Here is a 19,949-nt window from a genome sequence, read left to right as displayed (position 1 = left end):
GGTCTTAACGTCAATTAATGCTGGTCACAAAATGCACGATTAAGTCTTTTAAATTCGGCTTGAATGATGGACAGTGGTAACAATAAGAATGGTGCAGTGAATGAATTTATGTCAATTAAAGAGATAGCAACCCAGTTGGAGTTGTCGGTATCCACGGTGTCACGAGCACTGAACGATTACCCAGACATTAGCCCGAGTACGAAGAAGCGTGTGCTAAAAGAAGCAGCGCGACAGGGCTACCAATTAAAAGGGCCAGAAATGGCGCACTGGGTGCAAGCAAAACGTGTGATCACGGCGATTATTCCTTGCCAAGACACGCAATATCTCGACCCCATTCTTTCGAAGGTGTTGGCTGGAACTCGACACGCGCTGCAAGCAGAAGGTTATTTACTGCAAGTAGTGGCAATTGATACAGGCAAACAGGAATTAAGCGAGTTTGAACGCCTAGTAAAAGCGGGCGATCAAGACGGTTTTCTCCTCCTTCGCACTCGGGTTAACGACCCGAAAGTTCATCGTTTACTGAAACTTAACGTGCCTTTTGTGTGTTACGGACGCACCGAGCGCGCGGCGCAATTTGCTTGGCTCGATTTGGATAATTACCAAGTTGGTCATTTAAGCCTTAGCCGATTGCACGAACAAGGCCACCACAAGATTGGCGTGGTATCGGTAAGCGAGCGATATTTTTTCGCCCAAGAAAGGCGACGCGGCATTCAAGATGCCGCCGAGCAAATTGGACTTTCTCTTGCGCCTGAACAATGGCTAGAAGTGGGCTATGACGAGGAAGAAAGTTACCTCGCCTGTGCCGAGTTTCTGCTCCAGCACCCAGATATCACCGCGTTGATCTGCCTAACCAGCACCAGCGCGCGAGCCGCCGCATTGGCGGCCATGCGATTGCACAACACGCAGCTAAATGAAAGAGAAAAGCCTGTGTGTGTGATTGGTTGTGATACACCCGCAGATGAGCTGACCGCCAGTATGGGGATTACCAGCATTCAGCAAGCGCCACCAGCACAAATCGGTGAACAGCTTGCCCAGATGATGGTAGCGCGCATCAAAGGGACTCCGGTGAAGGACCTACAAGTCGTTTTAGCTCCGGGGGTTGTGTCGATAGGACTTTAATAACCCACGTTTTTAAAGTCGTAAGAAGCAGACAAATAACAACAAGAGGAAGCCATAATGAAAAGTAAAACTTCACTATTCGTCGCCGGCACAATGCTGGTAAACGGACTCCTGATAAGCCAGCTCACTCACGCCGCCACGGTAGAATTTTGGACCGCACAAACCCAAACTGACCGCTTACAAAATATAGAATTACTGGCGAGTACCTTTGAAGCTTTAAACGATGGTGTGACGGTCAAAGTCGTCGCCGTTGATGAAAACGAAATGGCCACGCAAATGGCTGCAGCCGTCGCCGCTGGTACAACTCCGCAGCTGATTGAAGTGAACTCCGAAATCATCATGACGTTGGGCGAAGAAGGCATTGTCGATACTAAAACCCACCAAGGCGTCATCAAAGACATTGGCAAAAATCGCTTCCACAAAGGCGCATTGACCACCCTAACCTCACCTTCTGGCGATTACTACGGTTTGCCCTACCATGGTTGGATTCAAGGAATCTGGTACCGCAAAGACTGGTTTGATGAGAAAGGTCTTGCCGCACCAAATACATGGGAAAATATCGAAACCGCAGCCAAAGCACTGACCGACAAAGCCAATAATCAATACGGTATTTTGGTCGGCACCAAACAAGACAGCTACACAGAACAGGTCTTCACTCAACTGGCGCTATCCAATAATGCCAGTGAGTTCGATGCCAAAGGCAATTTGGTTTTCAATAGCCCAGCCACACTCGAAACCATTAAGTATTACAAAGAGCTAGCTAAATACAATCCACCTGGGCCACAGAACTGGCGCGCTCGGGATTATTACTTACAAGGCAAAATGGGCATGTTCTTCTATTCCACTTACATAATGGATGACCTTGCTTTGGCAGAAGTCGCCAAAGGCTCTTTGTCTTCGGAAAATTTCAAAGAACTTAGCGGCGGCACCTTCGACCCTGAATTGGTGAAAAACACCGCGTTTGCACCGATTATCACTCACAAAAGCGCCGCATCTTACGGCACCTTGTCTGGTCTTGTGGCGCTGAAAACGAAAAGTGCGGAAGACACTAAAGCCACCAAAGACTTCATTGAATTTATGTACGATCCAGCCAGTTACATCACCTTCCTACACATGGCGCCGGGCGGTATGAATCCGATGCTAAAAGGCATCGCTGAAGATCCAGCCTATTTGGAAGATCCAAACGGTGTATTTAAGCTTTATGGTGCAGACAAGATGAAGCAGATCGTCTCTGGTTTTGACGACATTCGTTCTTTCTCCGTGGTGAAAGGCAAAACCTTCCCAGCCTCCGGTGCCATCTTTGCTAAATCGGTGATTCCTCGCATGATTTATGACGTGACCATTGAAGGAAAAGACCCGCAAGCTGCACTAGACAGCGCGGAAGCGGAAATGAAAGCCATTATGGGTGAATAAACAAGCGAAGGTATGAATAAAGGGAAGCAAATATGTCTTCTGTTTTAATAAAAAACGAATCTCGACTTGGCTTAAAACTGGTCGCGCCAGCGGTTGGTATTATTGGCTTACTAGTGATTTACCCGATTTTGTTCAACATCTATCTAAGTTTTTTTGATGTTCAACTGAATGGCACCAAGACCTTTGTCGGTATGGAAAATTACACGGATTTGCTCGGCAATCCGCGTTATTTCCATTCCATTGGCGTGTCGGTTATTTACCTAATCGGAACCGTCGTCGGAACGACCGTGTTGGGCTTGGCGGCCGCCATTTTGATGAATCAAGAGTTTCGCTTTCGCAACCTGGCTCGTGGTTTGATTCTCTTACCTTACTTTGCCCCAGTCATCAGTGTGGTGTTTGGCTGGCAGTTTATTTTCGATCCAGTGAACGGCATTTATAACCATGTGGTGGTCGATGTTTTGCACCTGACAGACACTCGGGAAAACCTCATCGGTAATCCAGATTCTGCCTTGTTCGTGGTGATCTTGTTCGATATTTGGAAGCATTTCCCGATCGCTTATTTGCTGTTTCTCGCCAAATTACAAAGCGTACCGAAAGACTTGTACGAAGCCGCCGCGATAGATGGACAAAATGCGTGGGGACGGTTTTGGCATGTGACCTTACCAGAGCTGAGATTCGTCATTGCTACTGTGGTACTGCTGCGCATTATCTGGAATTTAAACCGCTTTGAAGATGTTTACTTGCTTGCACCCAATGTCGAAACCTTGCCAATTTTCACCTATTACCAAGCGTTCGCAGGCATCGTCGATCAAGGCGTAGCGGCGGCGATTTCGGTGATTCAATTACTCGTGCTGGTCGGCTTGATCTGGCTGTACGTTCGTAAAGTCCTTAAGTGGTAGGGGAAGAATATGATGAATAAACGCTCAACCACCCAATCGGTGATCTTGTATACCTTGGTGCTCGCTTTAGTGATTTTTTGCGTGTTTCCGTTTTTGCAGATTCTTTCGACCTCGTTAAAACACCCAATTGATTGGGGCAATCCATCGCTCATTCCGCGTGTTTTACACTTGGATGCATACAAAGAGCTACTTGGCTTGATGCCACCGAAAGAAGCCGACGTGCCAGCCAGTGTGCAACGCTTACTTGACAACCCAGCGCTGTCGGCCGAGAAAAAGCAGATGCTACTGGATAAATTTAGCTCTGGCGGCGATGTGTTTCCGTTTGGTCGCTACATGCTCAATACCTTTGTGATTTCCTTCGTGACAGGGATTTGCTCGACTTTCTTGGCGTCTCTCGCGGCGTACGCGATTGCGCGCTTACGCTTCCCTGCGCAATCCTTGATGGCAAACGGCGTCTTGTTTGTCTACATGGTTGGCGGCGTCTTGCTGATGGTTCCGCTCTATCAAATGAGCGTCAACGTTGGCTTGGCATCCAGCGCGACAGGGACGATTTTCAGTCTGTTTTTGATCTATCTGATTCAGACCTTGCCAGTCGCCATGTACATGTTGGGAAATTACTTTCGTACCATCCCCTTCTCGCTAGAAGAAGCGGCGATGATGGACGGTTGCTCAAGGGTAGAAGCCTTCTGGCGCATCATCATGCCATTATCGAAACCCATGCTGTTTACCGTGTTTATCTATTGTTTTGTCATCGCTTGGAACGAGTATTTGTTTGCTTCCGTGTTCCTCAAACAATACCAAGATTTCCAAACCTTGCCGCTGGCATTGCAAACCCTATTTACCTCTAAGAACGCCATTTGGGATCGCATCATGGCCGCGTCCATGTTGACGCTACTGCCAGTGGTGATTTGTTTCATGCTGGCGAATAAACACTTGTCAGGCGGACTTACCGACGGCGGTGTTAAAGGATAAGGAATGGAATTATGAGCTCAGTAATCTTACGTAACGTGAATAAATCCTACGGTAACTTGCCGATCGTAAAGAACCTTAATTTAGAAGTAAAAGACGGTGAGTTTGTCGTGCTGGTTGGCCCAAGTGGTTGCGGTAAAAGTACCACGCTGCGCATGGTGGCAGGGTTGGAAGACATCACCCAGGGAGAAATCCAGATTGGCAAACGTGCCATTAATGATTTGCCGCCCCACAAGCGCAACATCGCCATGGTGTTCCAAAACTACGCCTTGTATCCGCATATGTCGGTGCGAGAAAACATCGTCTTTGGCTTGAAAAAATCCGGTGCTGACGCGGAAACCATCAAACAGAAACTCGCTGATGTCTCCGAAATGCTCAAGCTCGACGATTACTTGGATCGCAAACCTGCCGATTTATCTGGAGGCCAGCGCCAGCGTGTCGCTATGGGACGCGCCCTTGCCCGAGATGCTGACGTATATTTGTTTGATGAACCACTATCGAATTTGGACGCCAAGCTTCGCCATCACATGCGGACAGAAATCGCCCGTATTCAGCATCAATACAACATGACGGCGATCTACGTTACCCACGATCAGATCGAAGCCATGACTTTGGGCGATAGAGTCGTGGTGATGCGCGATGGCATCGTCGAACAAGTCGGCACACCGATGGAGATCTATCTACAGCCGACCAACACCTTTGTAGCGACCTTTATTGGTTCTCCAGCGATGAATTTGATTGAAGCCGAGATAGAAGGCGAAGATCTGGTATTCGATAATTACCGACTGCCAGCGGCGAAAATCGCCAATGTCGATTTACAGGACCTCAAATCCCACGATACTGTGTTAGTGGGCATTCGCCCTGACTTCTTTGAAGACAGTGCCTTGTCTTTAAAGAGATCTCCAAGTGACAACCTATTTGAATTCAACGACATACAAGTAGAACTGGTGGAAAACCTCGGCTTCGACAAAGAAATCATGTTCAAACTCGGCGGCGAAGACGCCAAAGCCCGACTCGACCTACGCTCCCATGTTAAACGCCAAGAGAACATCTCAATGTCGGTGGATCTAAATCGCGTCTTGTTATTCGACACCAGCCCGCAAGGCATGCTGCTGAATGCGGGAGAAGTTTAATGAACCAAATCGCTCTAAGAATTTAAAGCCATTTTCTCAACTAGATAATCGACAAAGACTCGCACTCTGGCTGGCATGTGTTGTCCACCGATAAATACAGCGTGGATGACTTCTTTGTCCTGCGGGTTGAAGTCTTCTAATAAGGGAACCAGTTGGCCCGATGCTAGAGCCTGTTCGATATGAAAATTGCCAACTCGGGTGATTCCAATGTCCGCCATCACCAGTTCGACGAGCGTTTCACCATTATTAGACGTCATGCTGCCTTGTATCGGTAGAATGTAGTCTTCGCCGTTTTCACGGAATGGCCAGCCAGGTTCAACCCGCTGAAAGCTGAAATCCAGACAATTAAAATGCTGTAAATCAGCGGGCGTTTTGGGAATACCAGCTTGCGCTAAATAGTTAGGCGAAGCGACAACGGTTCTGCCTGTGTCGCCAAGACGTCTTGCGGTTAAGTTGCTATCAGGCAAAGGACCAAATCGTATCGCGACATCAATATGACCATCGGCCACATTGCTTATCTTGTCGCTCACTTCGACTTCTATTTTGATATTGGGATAATGCTGTAAAAACTCTTTGTATAAAGGAATCATAGCCAAACGACTATAAGCCGTTGCGGTACTGACTTTAATCAATCCGCTTGGGCTCGCTCGATCGGCGATAGCACGTTCGGTTTCTTCTAAGTCTTTCAAAATACGCCGTGCCGAAAGGGCATAGGATTCGCCTTCACTGGTTAAATAGAGTTTGCGAGTAGAACGGACGAGCAGCCTAACACCTAAACGCGTTTCAATTCTTGTCATCATTCGACTCACCGCCGACGGAGTGAGACCCAACGTTCTTGCGGCGCCGCTCAAACTGCCTGTCGTTGCGACGGTGAGGAAGGTTTCCATCTCTGTGGTCTTGTCTACTTTTATTTGCTTCATTTATGAATCCAATGCAAAACAGAATAGCTTTTTTGCCCACTATTCGGGTGTTTGTTATCTGGTTATATTCCCTCATATCATAAATAAACGAGGAATAAACATGAAGATCAACTTTCCATTAATGGCGTTGGCCATTGGTGCTTTTGGAATAGGTGTGACGGAATTTTCTCCCATGGGGATGTTGCCAGTAATTGCCGGGGATTTAGGTGTTTCTATTCCAACAGCTGGTATGCTCATCAGTGCTTACGCCTTCGGCGTACTGATTGGTGCGCCGATCATGACCTTACTGTTTGCCAATATGCCACGACGTCGTTTGCTGGTGTTGTCTATGGGGATCTTTACTGTAGGGAATCTAATCAGTGCAATGGCTGACAGTTACAGTGCGTTGATGATTGGGCGAATCATTACCTCATTTAATCACGGTGTATTTTTTGGCGTTGGTGCCGTTGTGGCAACCAACATAGTGCCACCGAATAAACGTGCTGGGGCTGTAGCTGCTATGTTTTCGGGCCTCACCATAGCCACCATTGGTGGCGTGCCATTAGCGAGCTTTGTCGGGGCGACATTTGGTTGGCGAAATGCTTTTTTTGGCATTGCTGTTATTGGTTTAGTGGCAATGGTAGCGTTACGAGTCAGTTTGCCTCCGCTGGTCAATCAAGAGAAGGCGAACATGCGTAATGAGTTGTCCGTGTTAAGCAAAGGTCCAGTCTTGGCTGCCTTACTATTAACTGTGGTTGGCGCTAGCTCGATGTTTACGGTATTTACTTACATCGTTCCTATTCTACAGCAAGAAACACATGCCTCGACCACCTTCGTGACCGCCATGTTGGTACTCTACGGCGCAGGGCTTGCCGTTGGTAATCTTCTCGGTGGACGGTATGCAGACCGATCTCTTTACGGCACCTTGATTGTGTCGTTAATCGCGGTGATTCTGCTGTTAGTCATTTTTTCTGTCACTATGACTTCTTCAATTATCGTTGTGCCTCTGATTTTCCTCTGGGGTATTGCCAGCTTTGCCGTGGTTCCACCCTTACAATCCTTGGTGGTACATGAGGCCAGCGAAGCACCAAACTTAGCATCGGCTATGAATATTGGTGCATTTAATCTTGGCAATGCTGTGGGAGCGGCATTAGGCGGCGGAGTGATAAGTGCAGGACTTGGGTTGCCTTCCGTAGCCTTAGCTGGAGCTGGAACCGCAGCGCTTGGGTTACTCATGGTACTGGTGTTAAAACGAACCCCTTCAAACCAAAGTAATGAACAAGTAGCCTCTTCCTAATCTAGTCTTTTCTTAATCAACTCGCGGGGAATGTTTTACGCATTAATCAAAGCATCCCCGCGCCAATCGTTGCTCGCACCGGAATACCTTCGGTGCTGAAATCTTCTAAGCAATAAACATTGATGCCGAAAAAGTCAGGCGAGACGCGCTTGCGATGAAAAGGATAAATACCGCAAACGTTGCAAAAGAAGTGCCGCGCGATTTTAGTATGGAATTGATATTCGGTCAGACTGCCTTCGCCCTTGATGAGCTGGAATTTGCTCTCATGCACTTTAACCATCAAGGCGTTTTTTCTGATGCAAATAGAGCAATCGCAGGTGGTTAATTCTGGTGCGTCAGTGACGACTTTGAATTGCACATTACCGCAGTGACAACTTCCTAAGTACTCTTTTTCTTGCATATGGATCGCCTTACAAGAGGCCATTGGCTTAGCCAAATTAGCTTTACTTTACATTTCCCATGAGTCAAATACAAAAAATAACCTTAAAGCATAAGAAGTGACTATGGTGCCTATGGCGTACAAGAATATATTTAATGTATAAGTTTAGTATTGGTTCGTAATAATTATGCATTTTCAACATGGTATAAAAAATAAATTGCTCATCGACACCAGTCGATTTAAAAGGACTTAACCTCATGACTATCTTAACAACAGAAGCGCTTTTCAATATTGTCAACGGCTCAACATTATTAGCAAGTGGCGGTGGTGGCTCGATTAAAACAGCCTACTCGTTTGTTAGCCAAATAATCGAAACAGGCAAACCCATTACGTTAAGTTCATCAAACAAAATGAAAAACAGCGATTACGGTGTAGTGGTTGGTGCTATGGGTTCTCCTGAAAGCTTTGAAAAAATAGGCTTACAAGGCGCAGAAAAAAGAGCGGTTGAGGTTATGCAAGACCTTAACGAATCAAAAAAAATCACGTTCACTATTTCAGTCGAAACTGGATCCAATATTTTTGTTGCTATGCTAGCAGCCGCCAAAACGCTAGACCCTGCTCTTATTATTGACGCTGATGGTGCGGGACGTTCCGTTCCGACATTATCCTGCTTAAGCTATAGCTCCCAAATCAATATTACGCCTTTTGTCGTATTAAATGCCCCTCACGGAAAAGCGCTAGTCGAGGGAAATATCGTTTTGAACTTGCCTCATATTAGTGACAAAGACTCAGACGGGGCGGCGAAGAAAAAAGCTCAAGCAAGTATCATTGAAAATATGGTTAGGCCCATTTTGTCGTCTGAAGGCAGTTTTGATGGTGTTGGTGCTATCTCAGGCTGGATCATGAATGGCGACCAAGCACAATCTGCGCTCGTGCCAAATACTATCTCCATGGCTCAAAGTATTGGAGGCGCGTTGAATCAATTCGCGACAGATGGCAAGAATGTCGTTCATCTAATTGCTGCATTTTTAAAACTGGAGTTCGGCATTCCGCTCTATAGCCTTTCTGAGAACAATGCACCTTTTACTCTTACAAGCAAAGAAAGCGTTTCTCAAGGTGGGTTTGATTTCAATAAATTGTCGTTTACCCAAACGGTTAACGACCGAGTCAGAGAGCTCATTGTCATTAACCAAAATGAAAACTTACTCATTTGGGACAAAGATAAAGATCATCCTTTGACTATCTGCCCCGACTCAATTTGTATGCTAGGTAAATTAGACGAGACAATTAAAGATGACATTCTGGCTGGTTTAAGCTCACTCAGTGACATAGAGAAAGAAAAAGCCGATACATCACTTTCAGGATGGCATGGTCTTTCAGTAGAAGACATTGTAGAGGGACAAGAAGTGTATTTATTTAGTTTACCATCACCTGAAACACTCAAGAATGATAATAAAGAAGTCTTTTCTGCACTAGCCAAGCAATTTGGCTACTACGGATCGTATGAGTCTTTAGACAAGCTACTAACTAAAGAAGACATCTAAAGCATCTTATTTGCTAACTAATAATCGCTATATTCTTATCGCTAACACGGAGGTTTCATGAAATTTAGTGAGCTTTTTGATCAAGAAGAACATGATTTAATGATTAAAGAATGCCTTTTTCAATTATGGAGCCATTCTGACGATCTCATGTTTATCGTTGCAGTCGAAGAGGGTGGCGAGTTTTCCCTTTATGATAATAATGCCGCATCCCGTGTTGCAATGGGGATTGATCCGCACCAAATTTATCACCGAAACTGTATTAGAGACATGTTTCCAGAAGAGATTGTCGAAGGTTTTTACAGTACTTATCAGGAAGCCATTGCCAGAAAAAAGCCTACTTTAATAGAGCAATTTACCGTAAAGGATGGAACAGATTTATTTTACAACACCTTGTTAGTACCTATTTTTGATGAGCAAGATAAGCCTTTATTTATTTGTGGTATCAGCCATGAAACAACCAAAATAAAGACTGCCGAAAAAATGGCCATTGAAGCAGGTCAGAAGCTCAAAGAATACAATGTTGGACTGAAACAAATAAATGACAACCTTGATGCAAAAGTCAGGGAACGAACAGCCGCACTGGAACTCGCGAAAGCGGAGCTAGAAGAAGCACTCGAAGCAAAGTCATCGTTTGTCGCTAGGATGAGTCATGAAATCCGTACGCCTATTAACGCGGTCATCGGTTTAAGCGATTTGGCTCTCAATACTTCCCCTAATGAAGTGCAGCAAGACTACCTGCAAAAAATAAGAGACTCCGGCGATATCCTACTTAGTCTGGTAAATAATGTGCTGGATTTTTCCAAAATAGAAGCGGGTAAATTAATCGCTGAGTCTGTGAGTTTCTCAACGGAGAAGTTAATTCGGACCACAGTCAACATGAATATATTCGCAGCCCATGCGAAAAAGCTCGAGTTAATCACAGACATATCTGATGACATCCCTGAATATTTATTGGGGGATCCACTTCGTATTCAACAGATATTGGTCAACTTAGTGAGCAACGCGATTAAGTTTACCCAGAGCGGCACCATCATTATCCGCTTAGGCTGTAATAGATTAAATGACGATAATATTTTGCTGCAATGCGAAGTGATAGACTCTGGCATCGGGATTCCATCTGAGCAGCTAGAAGAACTTTTTTCTGCCTTCTCACAGGCTGACAACAGTGTCACACGCGTCTATGGTGGAACAGGGTTAGGATTAACAATTACGCGTCAGCTATGTGAGTTAATGAATGGGGAAATCAAAGTAGACAGTGAAATTGGTAAGGGCTCAACTTTCACTGTCGTATTACCTTTAGAAATACCAGATCATCAGCCAAAGGTTGAAACAATCTACGCATCAAACACGCTTAACGCACTAGTGGTGGATGATCACCCCCTATCCAGAGACATTCTAGCCAAGCTATTAAACGGCTTTGGTATAAAAAGCACCTGTGTGGGGAGTGGCTGGGAAGCCATCGATGCCATTCGCCAATCTGATGTTGCCTTCGATGTCGTCTTTATGGATTGGCAAATGCCAGGTATAGACGGAATAGAGACATCGAAAAAAATAAAAGCATTATTCAGAGAATTAGCACCTCCCATCCTGATGATATCAGCCCATGAAAAGCATCATATTCAACAACACTTAGATGCGGGTATTATTCGTCAATTCATAGAAAAACCCATTGAAAAGTCGTCGTTATTCAATGCAATAAATCAGTTTTTTAGCATTGAAAAAATGGCCATTTCAAATAAAACAATAGCACCTACACCTGAGTTTTCTGGTTTTCATATTTTACTTGTTGAAGATAACCCTATTAATCAGCAAGTCGCATTGGGCTATTTAAAAAGTACTGGCGTTCTGGTCGATTACGCGGAAAACGGAAAAGTCGCCATTGATAAAATTAAGGATACTCAATATGACCTTGTCCTTATGGATATACAAATGCCCGTCATGGATGGATTAACCTCTTCGGCCTTTATTCGCAGCATGGATCTTGGCTATGATCTGCCGATTATTGCCATGACAGCTCACACTTCTCCAGAAGATAAGGGAAAAAGCCTAGCTGTGGGAATGAATGACCATATTCCTAAACCCATTCCAGCGGACTTACTTTATAAGACACTAAATAAATACTTGGTACGTAATAAAGAAAATAGAAAGGTCGACCTTGTACCAGTAACGGCTGAGTCAACACTGAACAATGCGCTCTCTCTACTTTACAAGATAAGTAGCTTAGAGGCTGAAAAAGCCCTTGATTCTCTAAAAAATGATGCAGCACTCTATTTAAAAATAGTGCGTGCCTTTTGGGAACAATATAAATCCTACTTAGAAACCCCTAACGTCTTATTTTTAACTTTAGCTAACCGCAACCTGCTCAACGAAATACACTCGTTGAAATCAAATTCGGCTTATATTGGTGCCCAAGCTATTTTCCAAGATTGCGTCGTCATAGAACGTAAGCTGCTTAAAAATGAGCATGTTGACGATTCTATTTTAAGAATCGTCAACAGCAAGCTATCAGCTCTTTTAGTAGAGCTAAACTTTGTATTTGACCAAACTGAGCACGATAATGTTGATTTGAAAATTGATTTTGAGGCAACACTTAGACAAGTACTTCCATTGCTAGAGCAAAGTAACTTCCAAGTAGAGAATTATTTTCATGTTTTACAACAAGAGTCAAAGAACACTGAATATGACAAGGATATTATTCAAATAATACAGAATATTAACGATATTGAGTATGAACGTGCGGCGAAGCTTGTTCGTCAAATTTTAATCAAATTGCCAGGTAGTTAGAATGCCCAATGCATTTAGTGTCCTTATTATCGATGACGAAGTAATCAACTTACAAATCATCAGTGATATTTTGCGTGACGAAGTCGACATTATAATGGCAAAAAGCGGAGAGCAAGGCGTCCGTAAAGCGTTAGAATTTTCACCGGACTTAATTCTACTCGACGTTATAATGCCAGAGATGAATGGCTTCGAAACAATGAACAAGCTAAGCCAAGACGCAAGGACATGCGATATTCCAGTCATTTTTATCACCGCATTGGATGACATAGAAAATGAAGAGAAGGGACTTTTACTCGGCGCCAGTGATTACATTCAAAAGCCAATACATGCTTCGATCATAAAAGCTAGGGTTGCCTTGCATCTTAAACTCATTAATCAACACCGCATATTAGAACGCTTAAGCACCATAGATCCATTAACGTCTTTGGCCAACCGGCGCAAATATGAAGAAACCATTCGATCTGAATGGGAGTTAATGGGAGAGCTTAACGAGACCTTATCTTTAGCCGTTATCGATATTGATAATTTCAAACAATATAACGATTTTTACGGTCATGCAGCTGGTGATAAAGTGTTGCAAAAAGTTGCCGCTATTCTAAGTAATAACTTTAAACATAATGGTGATCTAGTGGCGCGATATGGCGGAGAAGAATTTGTCGCTATTATGCCCAAAACGACCAAAAAAGAAGCATTACTGCGCCTTAATAAATGCATTGACGAAGTCCATAAAATGGCCATCACCTGCCATAAAAAAGATAAAAATGTTGTCACTATCAGCGCTGGAGTCGCCTCTATTACGCCTAAAAAAGGCCTTAGTTTTGAGTCTTTATTCACAACAGCTGATGAAGCTCTATACCTTGCAAAACATAATGGCAAAAACCAAGTTAAATGGAAAAGCGTTAACAACAACGATATGACCTAATGACTTTTATCAGCGAAAGAAACTTAGTCAGATATTTTCTGCATCACAGCCATCATCGGATGCTGCGTTTGCGCCAATCCATCCCATACGCCGTTTTTGTTTTCAACACTTTGGTTTTGGCTAAGTTTGAATTTACCTTGAATGTCGGTCACGGTGATTTCCACACCAACAATGCCAGCAAGCCGCTGTTCTATATAATCTTGTGGCGCATCGGAGATAGACCAAGGTGCAGGTTGTTTCTGCTCGTGGATATTGGTGAGTTTTTCCAATAACAACAACTTCCATTCGGCTTCATGGATAAAGTTTATTGTGCCTTTGATGTGAACCGCTCGGTAGTTCCATGTTGGCACCGCTTTGCCATCTACTTTTTTAGAGGGATACCAATTCGGTGTTATATAAGCATTTTCGCCTTGGAAAATAATCAATACATCCGCTTGATTCACTAGGTTCTGCCAAAGCTTATTGGCCTTGGCGATATGAGCTTGCAAGACAACTCTATTCTCTGCATCGACATGAACCAGCATAGGAATATGCTCGGCGTTTAAACCGTCATCACCATTAGAAACTAACGTCGCGAAGGGAAAGGCTTTAACAAAGTCGAGCAACTCTTCTTGATCGTTTATTTCAAAGTGTTTTGGCAAATACATAGTGTTCTCTTTTATAAGGATAGCGCGTCTAATGTTAGAGCTTAATCATGACAAATAGTAGTAAAGAGCTTCTAGTTTAAATGACTGTCAATTTTGTCGATTGTATTTTTGTGCAGCTAATAGCTTGGCTGTAAAGAGCCCACTTTATAGCTAATAAATACTGTGTTTTTGGAGAGAACGAACAAAAAAGCCGATGTATTTCGATTGAAATGACATCGGCATAAGTGAAAACACGCTCTATTTTTTCATTGCTATAGCTTGCCAGCTCCTGCGTTTTGTTTAACGTAGTCAATCACGTCTGCGGCAGGCAATACTGGCGTTGGGCCATATAAGGTTGGCGTCCAGCCCACCTCTTTAGAAAGAGGTTTGCCACTGGCTTTGTTCGCTTCTTCAACGATATCAATCATTTCGCCATTGAACATTGATCCCTGATCGTAAGCCACTTTCCCTTTCATATTACCGATAGCATGAGAAGCATCGCCATTTTTGATTTCAAACACATTGGCTTCTGAGTATATCGCTGAGTCTTTACCTGCTCCCAATGCTTGGCGAACAATATTGTGCTTAGGCTTATGTTCCAACGAATTCAAATGGCGCTCGTAAGCATTTGCACCAACACCATCGCCTTCTGCATTACCGACAAAGTAATTGTTGTAACTATGCACTTTGCCATAACGAACACGCGGCATACGCTGACCGACATTTTTAAAGTAATTACCGTGCAAGGTAACTCGTAAATAGCCAGTGTCTGCGGTTTTTCCATCACTATTACCAATCAAGAAAGCCTTATCATGATCGTGAAAATAGCTATTAGAAATCGTCACTAGATCCGCCTGATTAGTAATATCAACCAAACCATCATGATGCTGAACTTTTTGTGTAATTTCATTCTGTGGGAATGAATAGACTGGCGGGAACATGGAGTCTGGGCGATCACCATCAGAGAAAGTGCTGTGATCGATCCAAACACGCTTACCACCGTTGATAGAGATCAAGTCATACTCTGAATTCCAACGACCTCCTGGACATAGTTGTGGCCCATGTGAAGCATCCGTATATTCCTCCATGCAGCCAGGGTAATTGGTGTCAATTTTAAAACTATCACCTGGATCCCAACCGGGGAAATAATCAAACGCGTCTTCAAAAGTAATATTACGAATGATGACGTTTTCAACGCCTGCACTAATTTGCAAGGTGCCTTTAATGATTTTTGCGTTTTTACCTAAACCTATGATGCTGGTATTTGAAGGGACATCAATGACAATTTGGTCTTTTTGTTTTTTAGCCGAGGCTAAACGAGCTTCTTCTTGAGGGCCGGTTAAATCCCTATTTGGGCGTTTTTTAATAAGTGGTTGTATATTCCACACAGAGGGTGCGTAAGCATGTTTATAATCTTCGAAATTATAAGGTGCAACACGATAATCTGATTCAGTCAGCTCACGACCTTGATCATTAGATGATAAGTTAATCGTGCCACTAATTTGAATAATCTTAGGGAGGTTACCCGCTTCTTTTAATGCATCAACGAAGGCTTTTCGACTACTGACGGTATAAATATGAGCATCAAGTGCATTCGCACCGCCCGTCACTTGCCCTTCGGCTGCCGCCCAGCCGTCGTTAAGAGGAAGAACAACACGCGCCACATTTTGCGTCATACTATTCTTTCCAGTATTTGACTGCTTCTGTGACGTGTTATCCGTACTCACAGCTGAACATCCGGCAATTAAGCTAGCCGCCATACAAGACGCTGCTAAAATTTTTCTATTCATTTTATTCTCCAAAGACATTGAAAATAAGCAGATCAAGAACACTCGCCGTGCATATTTTCAAATCGCATTGTTATTTTTATTGGCTGCATACAAAGAGCAACCTACAGCGATGCTTTCTGTATAGGAGAATAGACTATCAGGAAAACCAACAAAGTAAAACGATGTTTTATTTTTAATAAATCACTGTTTCCCACAAAACATTAGAAAGAAGAAATATCTTTAATCACTCAAAAGGGCTGCAGCGCTACCACAAACTGTCATGATGAAAAGGAACCATTTTAGATGACTCGGGTTGGCCTTTATGGCCAATTTCACCGCGAGAAACGAGCCAAGCATAGTGCCAGACGCTAAGATTAATCCAGGAATCCAAAGGATCTGGTCGTTCCAAATAAACACGCCTAATGCCAACGCGGTAAAGCCAAGTGTACAGACCATTTTTAGCGCATTGGTACGAACTAGGTCGTAACGCAAGGTGCCTGCTAAAGCGGCAATCAAGATAAACCCCACACCTGCTTGAACAAAGCCACCGTACACACCAGCAATAAACAAAGCGATCCAAGCACTTGGCTTTTCCGATACTTTAAACGGCACAGTACCTTCTGGTGGCGCAATCATGGTAGGACGAATAATCATGATAATCGTCATGCCAATCATGGCGCTCAATAGCAAAGGTTTAAGCCAAGTTTCTGGCGCATAACTGGCAGCAAACGCACCGACCACGCCGCCAAGTAACGACGGAATCATTACTGGCAAGATGTCAGCATTATCAAGCTTCTTCGCTTTGCGAAAGCCGAAGGTCGCTGCCACATTCTGTAAAAACACGCCAACGCGGTTTGTTGCGTTGGCGATGTCAGCAGGCATGCCCATGACCATCAAAGCAGGCAAGGTCAGGTTGGAACCGCCGCCCGCCAAAGTATTAATAATGCCAGCAATAAAACCTGTACCGATCAAAAGAGACACAGTGAATAGACTGTAATCCATAACATTGTCCTTAAATGACTCTTGCGCGAGTCGGAAAAGAATAAAAAGAGGAGCGAATAATAAGGAGTATTGGGCGAGCTGACAAAAGATAATTTGGGCGGAAGAATTGAAAACGGCCCAACTTAATCAGTTAAGAATAAGTTGAGCCGATAATAAATAATTTATTTAAGCGAGTTGTTCGCCATAAAGGTTTCATCAACACCTTTTAATTTCATCTCATCCATCATGAAATTAACAGTATTCAACAAGCGCTGTTCACCTTCTGGAATCAAATAACCGAATTGGCTTTTGGTGAACGGATTGTCTTCACGTACTGCATCCAGTTTCTTGTTAATGACTTGATAATAAAGCGCTTCAGGCGTCTCTGTTACCATCACATCGACTTTGCCTGCTTCGACGGCTTTAGGTACATCTAGATTGTTTTCAAAACGCACGATCGTCGCTTTAGTAAGGAACTGATCGGCAAACTTTTCGTTAGTACCGCCAATATTCACGCCCACTTTTACTTCTGGACGATTCACTTTTTCTAGCGTATCAAACAAGGACTCACGACCTTGTGAAACAAGGAAGCATTTACCAAACGTCATGTATCCTTGGCTTTGTTCTGCCGCCATTTGGCGAGAAATTCGGCGTGTAATACCGCCCATGGCGATATCGTATTTGTCGTTATCCAAACCGGTTAATAAATCTTTCCATGTCGTTTGCACAAACTTCACTTCTACACCCATTTCCGTCGCAAAATACTTAGCCACATCAATATCGTAACCTGAAAAAGTGCTGCCATCGTAATACGAAAAAGGCTTGTAATCCCCCGTGGTGCCAACGGTGATATAGCCTTGCTTTTGAATATCTTCCAAGCGATCAGCTTGCGCTATAGCGCTGTAAGTCATAGTGGATGCGAGTAATAAAAATGACGCAGTGAACTTCATAAGTTTTTACCTAACCAAGAGTTGAAAAGAATATATAAGCACTTGCTGTGCCAGTTTTTCAATTTTTAACTTTCAAATAAAATAGAAAATAACAAGACAAAGACCTAAAAATCGCTTATTTTCATGCTCAAGAATTACAAGGAATGTAACTTCAGAGAAAACGCTATTTAATAGGATGTTTTCAGCTCGTTAAAAGCTCCGACATTCCTTACTTTTATTGGATGTATTAAGTAAAGAGGTTTCCATGACAGTTAAATCTAAGATTATTGCCCTAATGGCAGCAGGCGTAATACTCCCTGTATTTATCGTATCCGCCGTCATTATTAAGAATATTCGCGCTAACGCCCTTCAGAATTTCGAGCAACAAAGCCAATCAGAAATTAGCTATGTAGATACAATTTTCTCCATGTATTTAAACAACTTAGCTGAAAATGTCGCATTTTTCGCACAATCAAATGCGCTCACTAGACTTTCTCCTGGCAGTATTGAAAGTTATGCGAATAAAACAGCACAAGTGATGACGCCAAATAAGAATTCTCCGCTAGAACAAGAAGCCTTTGCTCTGATGGATGCATTCGGAAAATCACATCCAGATTTAACCTATATTTGGCTAGGGTCAAATGATTCTGGCTACTTACAATGGCCTATGTCAGATATAGAAACTGGTTACGACCCGTTAAACAGAGGCTGGTACAAACAATCGATTAATAGCCGATCCCCTATACGCATCCCAGCCTATCGAGACAGCTCGACGAATGCGCCTCTTGTTGATTATTTACAACGCTTTGAAGGACAGAATGGTTTTTATGGTTCTGTGGGTATGGACGTGACGCTAAAAAAACTCACAGAGCTGCTAGCTGAAGTAAAATTTGGTGGTGAAGGCTATGTGGTCATGATAGAAGATACCAACACTGTTCTAGCAGACCCTTCCGACCCTACAAATAACTTTAAGCCCATCGCTGACGCATCACGCCCTTACGCCTCACTTACAGATGAAACCAAGCCTCAAGAGTTAGTAATAGATGGCGAGGTTTGGTTTGCGAAAGTGTACACATCACCGGAACTAAAATGGAAATTTATTGGTCTGGTTCCCAGCAAGGTTATTTATGCACAAGCAAACAGTTTAATCGTCACTATTGTCATCATTTCCTTGGTGATGATTGCCATTTTTATGGTGATTGGCGCTACTTTGTCTAGCCTTGTTATTCGGCCTGTCAAAAACATGGCCGACAGACTCACAGACATTAGTCATGGTGAAGGCGATTTAACACAACGCCTAGAGGTGAAAAGCAAAGATGAAGCAGGCCAAATGGCATCCGCATTTAATCAATTCGTGTCCTCAATAGACAGTATCATTGGCCACACCAAGTCTTCATGCGAAAAAATTAGCCAAGTTGCACACCAGTCTGAGAATTTATCATCAGAACTCAATGGCGTGGTTTCCCACCAAGTAAATTCTGTCGATCATGTCTCTACAGCGTTTAACGAGATGGTAGCGACAGCCAATGAAGTAGCATCTAGCTGCAGTAGTGCCGCAGCGGCAGCTGAAAACAGTGAAACACAGGTTAAAGAAGGAAATAAACTGATTCAACAAACAATGGACTCGTTACACGGACTCGAAAAAGAAATTCATAGTTCCAACGAGAGCATGATCGAGCTATCCAAAGAGTCTGAAAGCATTGTGGGGATTCTAGACACCATCAAAGCCATTGCAGAGCAAACCAACCTTCTCGCATTGAACGCAGCGATTGAAGCCGCTCGTGCCGGTGAACAAGGTCGCGGCTTTGCCGTTGTCGCAGATGAAGTTCGCACTCTTGCTGGCCGTACCGCTGCATCGACTGAAGAAATAGATAAAATGCTTAGTAAATTACAGCAACAAACAGGCTTCGCTGCGACGAAAATGAACAACAGTGTGAGCGTAGCAAAAGATTCAGTCGTCTTGGCATCCCAGACTCATCAGGTCTTTGAAAAAATCCTTAGTTCAGTACTAGAGATTAAGGACATGATGATTCAAATCAGCGCATCAGCGGAAGAACAACATTTAGTTGCTGAAGAAATTAATACCAATGTCATCGTGATTCATGATGGCACCATCAAATCCAATGACTTATCAAATCAAGTTGCCCAAACCGCAACCGCATTAAACCAACTATCTGATGAATTAAAAGTCATGGTAGGACGCTTTAAATCTAGCCAGTCTTAATTTTAGAGACCAGAGAAATAAAAAAACCTAACGCATAAATACGTGCGTTAGGTTTTTTTATA

16 protein-coding genes are annotated in these 19,949 nt (G+C 43.6%); 10 read left to right on the top strand and 6 right to left on the bottom strand.

What is annotated here, in order from left to right; all coding sequences use genetic code 11:
* Positions 1-108 precede the first annotated feature (108 nt).
* The 5 genes from KPL72_RS01375 to KPL72_RS01355 are packed head-to-tail and all read left to right on the top strand — an operon-like array spanning position 109 to position 5,533.
* Positions 109-1,119 carry a LacI family DNA-binding transcriptional regulator gene (locus KPL72_RS01375; protein ID WP_219701432.1) on the top strand — a complete coding sequence of 337 codons (1,011 nt, stop codon included), beginning with the start codon at positions 109-111 and terminating at the stop codon, positions 1,117-1,119.
* Between the two features lie 57 nt (positions 1,120-1,176).
* Positions 1,177-2,532 (top strand): ABC transporter substrate-binding protein, encoded by a 1,356-nt coding sequence (locus KPL72_RS01370; protein WP_219701431.1) that lies wholly within the window; start codon positions 1,177-1,179, stop codon positions 2,530-2,532.
* 32 nt (positions 2,533-2,564) lie between these two features.
* Positions 2,565-3,431, top strand: coding sequence for a carbohydrate ABC transporter permease (locus KPL72_RS01365; protein WP_219701429.1), 867 nt, complete (start codon positions 2,565-2,567; stop codon positions 3,429-3,431).
* 9 nt (positions 3,432-3,440) lie between these two features.
* Entirely contained in the window at positions 3,441-4,403 is a 963-nt protein-coding gene (locus KPL72_RS01360; protein WP_219701427.1) for a carbohydrate ABC transporter permease, read from the top strand.
* An 11-nt stretch (positions 4,404-4,414) separates the two neighbouring features.
* Positions 4,415-5,533: an ABC transporter ATP-binding protein gene (locus KPL72_RS01355; RefSeq protein ID WP_219701425.1), complete on the top strand. Its 1,119-nt coding sequence runs from the start codon at positions 4,415-4,417 to the stop codon at positions 5,531-5,533.
* A 14-nt stretch (positions 5,534-5,547) separates the two neighbouring features.
* Here KPL72_RS01355 and KPL72_RS01350 read toward each other — a convergent pair whose 3' ends face one another.
* Positions 5,548-6,453, bottom strand: coding sequence for a LysR family transcriptional regulator (locus KPL72_RS01350; RefSeq protein ID WP_219701423.1), 906 nt, complete (start codon positions 6,451-6,453; stop codon positions 5,548-5,550).
* Between the two features lie 100 nt (positions 6,454-6,553).
* On the opposite strand from KPL72_RS01350, the gene KPL72_RS01345 reads away from it, so the two are divergent.
* Positions 6,554-7,729 (top strand): MFS transporter, encoded by a 1,176-nt coding sequence (locus tag KPL72_RS01345; RefSeq protein ID WP_219701421.1) that lies wholly within the window; start codon positions 6,554-6,556, stop codon positions 7,727-7,729.
* A 46-nt stretch (positions 7,730-7,775) separates the two neighbouring features.
* Here KPL72_RS01345 and KPL72_RS01340 read toward each other — a convergent pair whose 3' ends face one another.
* The gene (locus tag KPL72_RS01340) at positions 7,776-8,129 is read right to left on the bottom strand and encodes a GFA family protein (protein ID WP_219701416.1); all 354 of its coding nucleotides are present in this window, start codon (positions 8,127-8,129) and stop codon (positions 7,776-7,778) included.
* 236 nt (positions 8,130-8,365) lie between these two features.
* Here KPL72_RS01340 and KPL72_RS01335 point away from each other — a divergent pair, with 236 nt between their 5' ends.
* The 3 genes from KPL72_RS01335 to KPL72_RS01325 are packed head-to-tail and all read left to right on the top strand — an operon-like array spanning position 8,366 to position 13,358.
* Positions 8,366-9,652, top strand: coding sequence for an S-methyl thiohydantoin desulfurase family protein (locus KPL72_RS01335; protein WP_219701408.1), 1,287 nt, complete (start codon positions 8,366-8,368; stop codon positions 9,650-9,652).
* 57 nt (positions 9,653-9,709) lie between these two features.
* On the top strand, positions 9,710-12,436 hold the full coding sequence (locus KPL72_RS01330) for a response regulator (RefSeq protein WP_219701407.1): 2,727 nt from the start codon (positions 9,710-9,712) through the stop codon (positions 12,434-12,436).
* Between the two features lies 1 nt (position 12,437).
* Positions 12,438-13,358, top strand: coding sequence for a GGDEF domain-containing response regulator (locus tag KPL72_RS01325; protein ID WP_219701404.1), 921 nt, complete (start codon positions 12,438-12,440; stop codon positions 13,356-13,358).
* A gap of 23 nt (positions 13,359-13,381) precedes the next feature.
* On the opposite strand, the gene KPL72_RS01320 is transcribed toward KPL72_RS01325, so the two are convergent.
* From KPL72_RS01320 to KPL72_RS01305, 4 genes are all read right to left on the bottom strand, one after another.
* On the bottom strand, positions 13,382-14,005 hold the full coding sequence (locus KPL72_RS01320; protein WP_219701403.1) for an FMN-binding negative transcriptional regulator: 624 nt from the start codon (positions 14,003-14,005) through the stop codon (positions 13,382-13,384).
* Positions 14,006-14,256: 251 nt separating this feature from the next.
* A complete protein-coding gene (locus KPL72_RS01315) occupies positions 14,257-15,774 on the bottom strand; it encodes a pectate lyase family protein (protein ID WP_219701402.1) in 1,518 nt (505 codons plus the stop codon).
* 219 nt (positions 15,775-15,993) lie between these two features.
* Positions 15,994-16,755: a sulfite exporter TauE/SafE family protein gene (locus tag KPL72_RS01310; protein ID WP_212917188.1), complete on the bottom strand. Its 762-nt coding sequence runs from the start codon at positions 16,753-16,755 to the stop codon at positions 15,994-15,996.
* Between the two features lie 161 nt (positions 16,756-16,916).
* Entirely contained in the window at positions 16,917-17,684 is a 768-nt protein-coding gene (locus tag KPL72_RS01305; protein ID WP_219701401.1) for a transporter substrate-binding domain-containing protein, read from the bottom strand.
* Between the two features lie 244 nt (positions 17,685-17,928).
* Here KPL72_RS01305 and KPL72_RS01300 point away from each other — a divergent pair, with 244 nt between their 5' ends.
* Complete coding sequence (locus KPL72_RS01300; RefSeq protein ID WP_219701400.1) at positions 17,929-19,887, top strand: methyl-accepting chemotaxis protein; 1,959 nt, start codon at positions 17,929-17,931, stop codon at positions 19,885-19,887.
* Positions 19,888-19,949 lie beyond the last annotated feature (62 nt).

Source organism: Marinomonas lutimaris, from assembly GCF_019426345.1.
Classification (GTDB): domain Bacteria; phylum Pseudomonadota; class Gammaproteobacteria; order Pseudomonadales; family Marinomonadaceae; genus Marinomonas; species Marinomonas lutimaris.
This window is presented reverse-complemented; position numbering and strand designations above follow the sequence as displayed.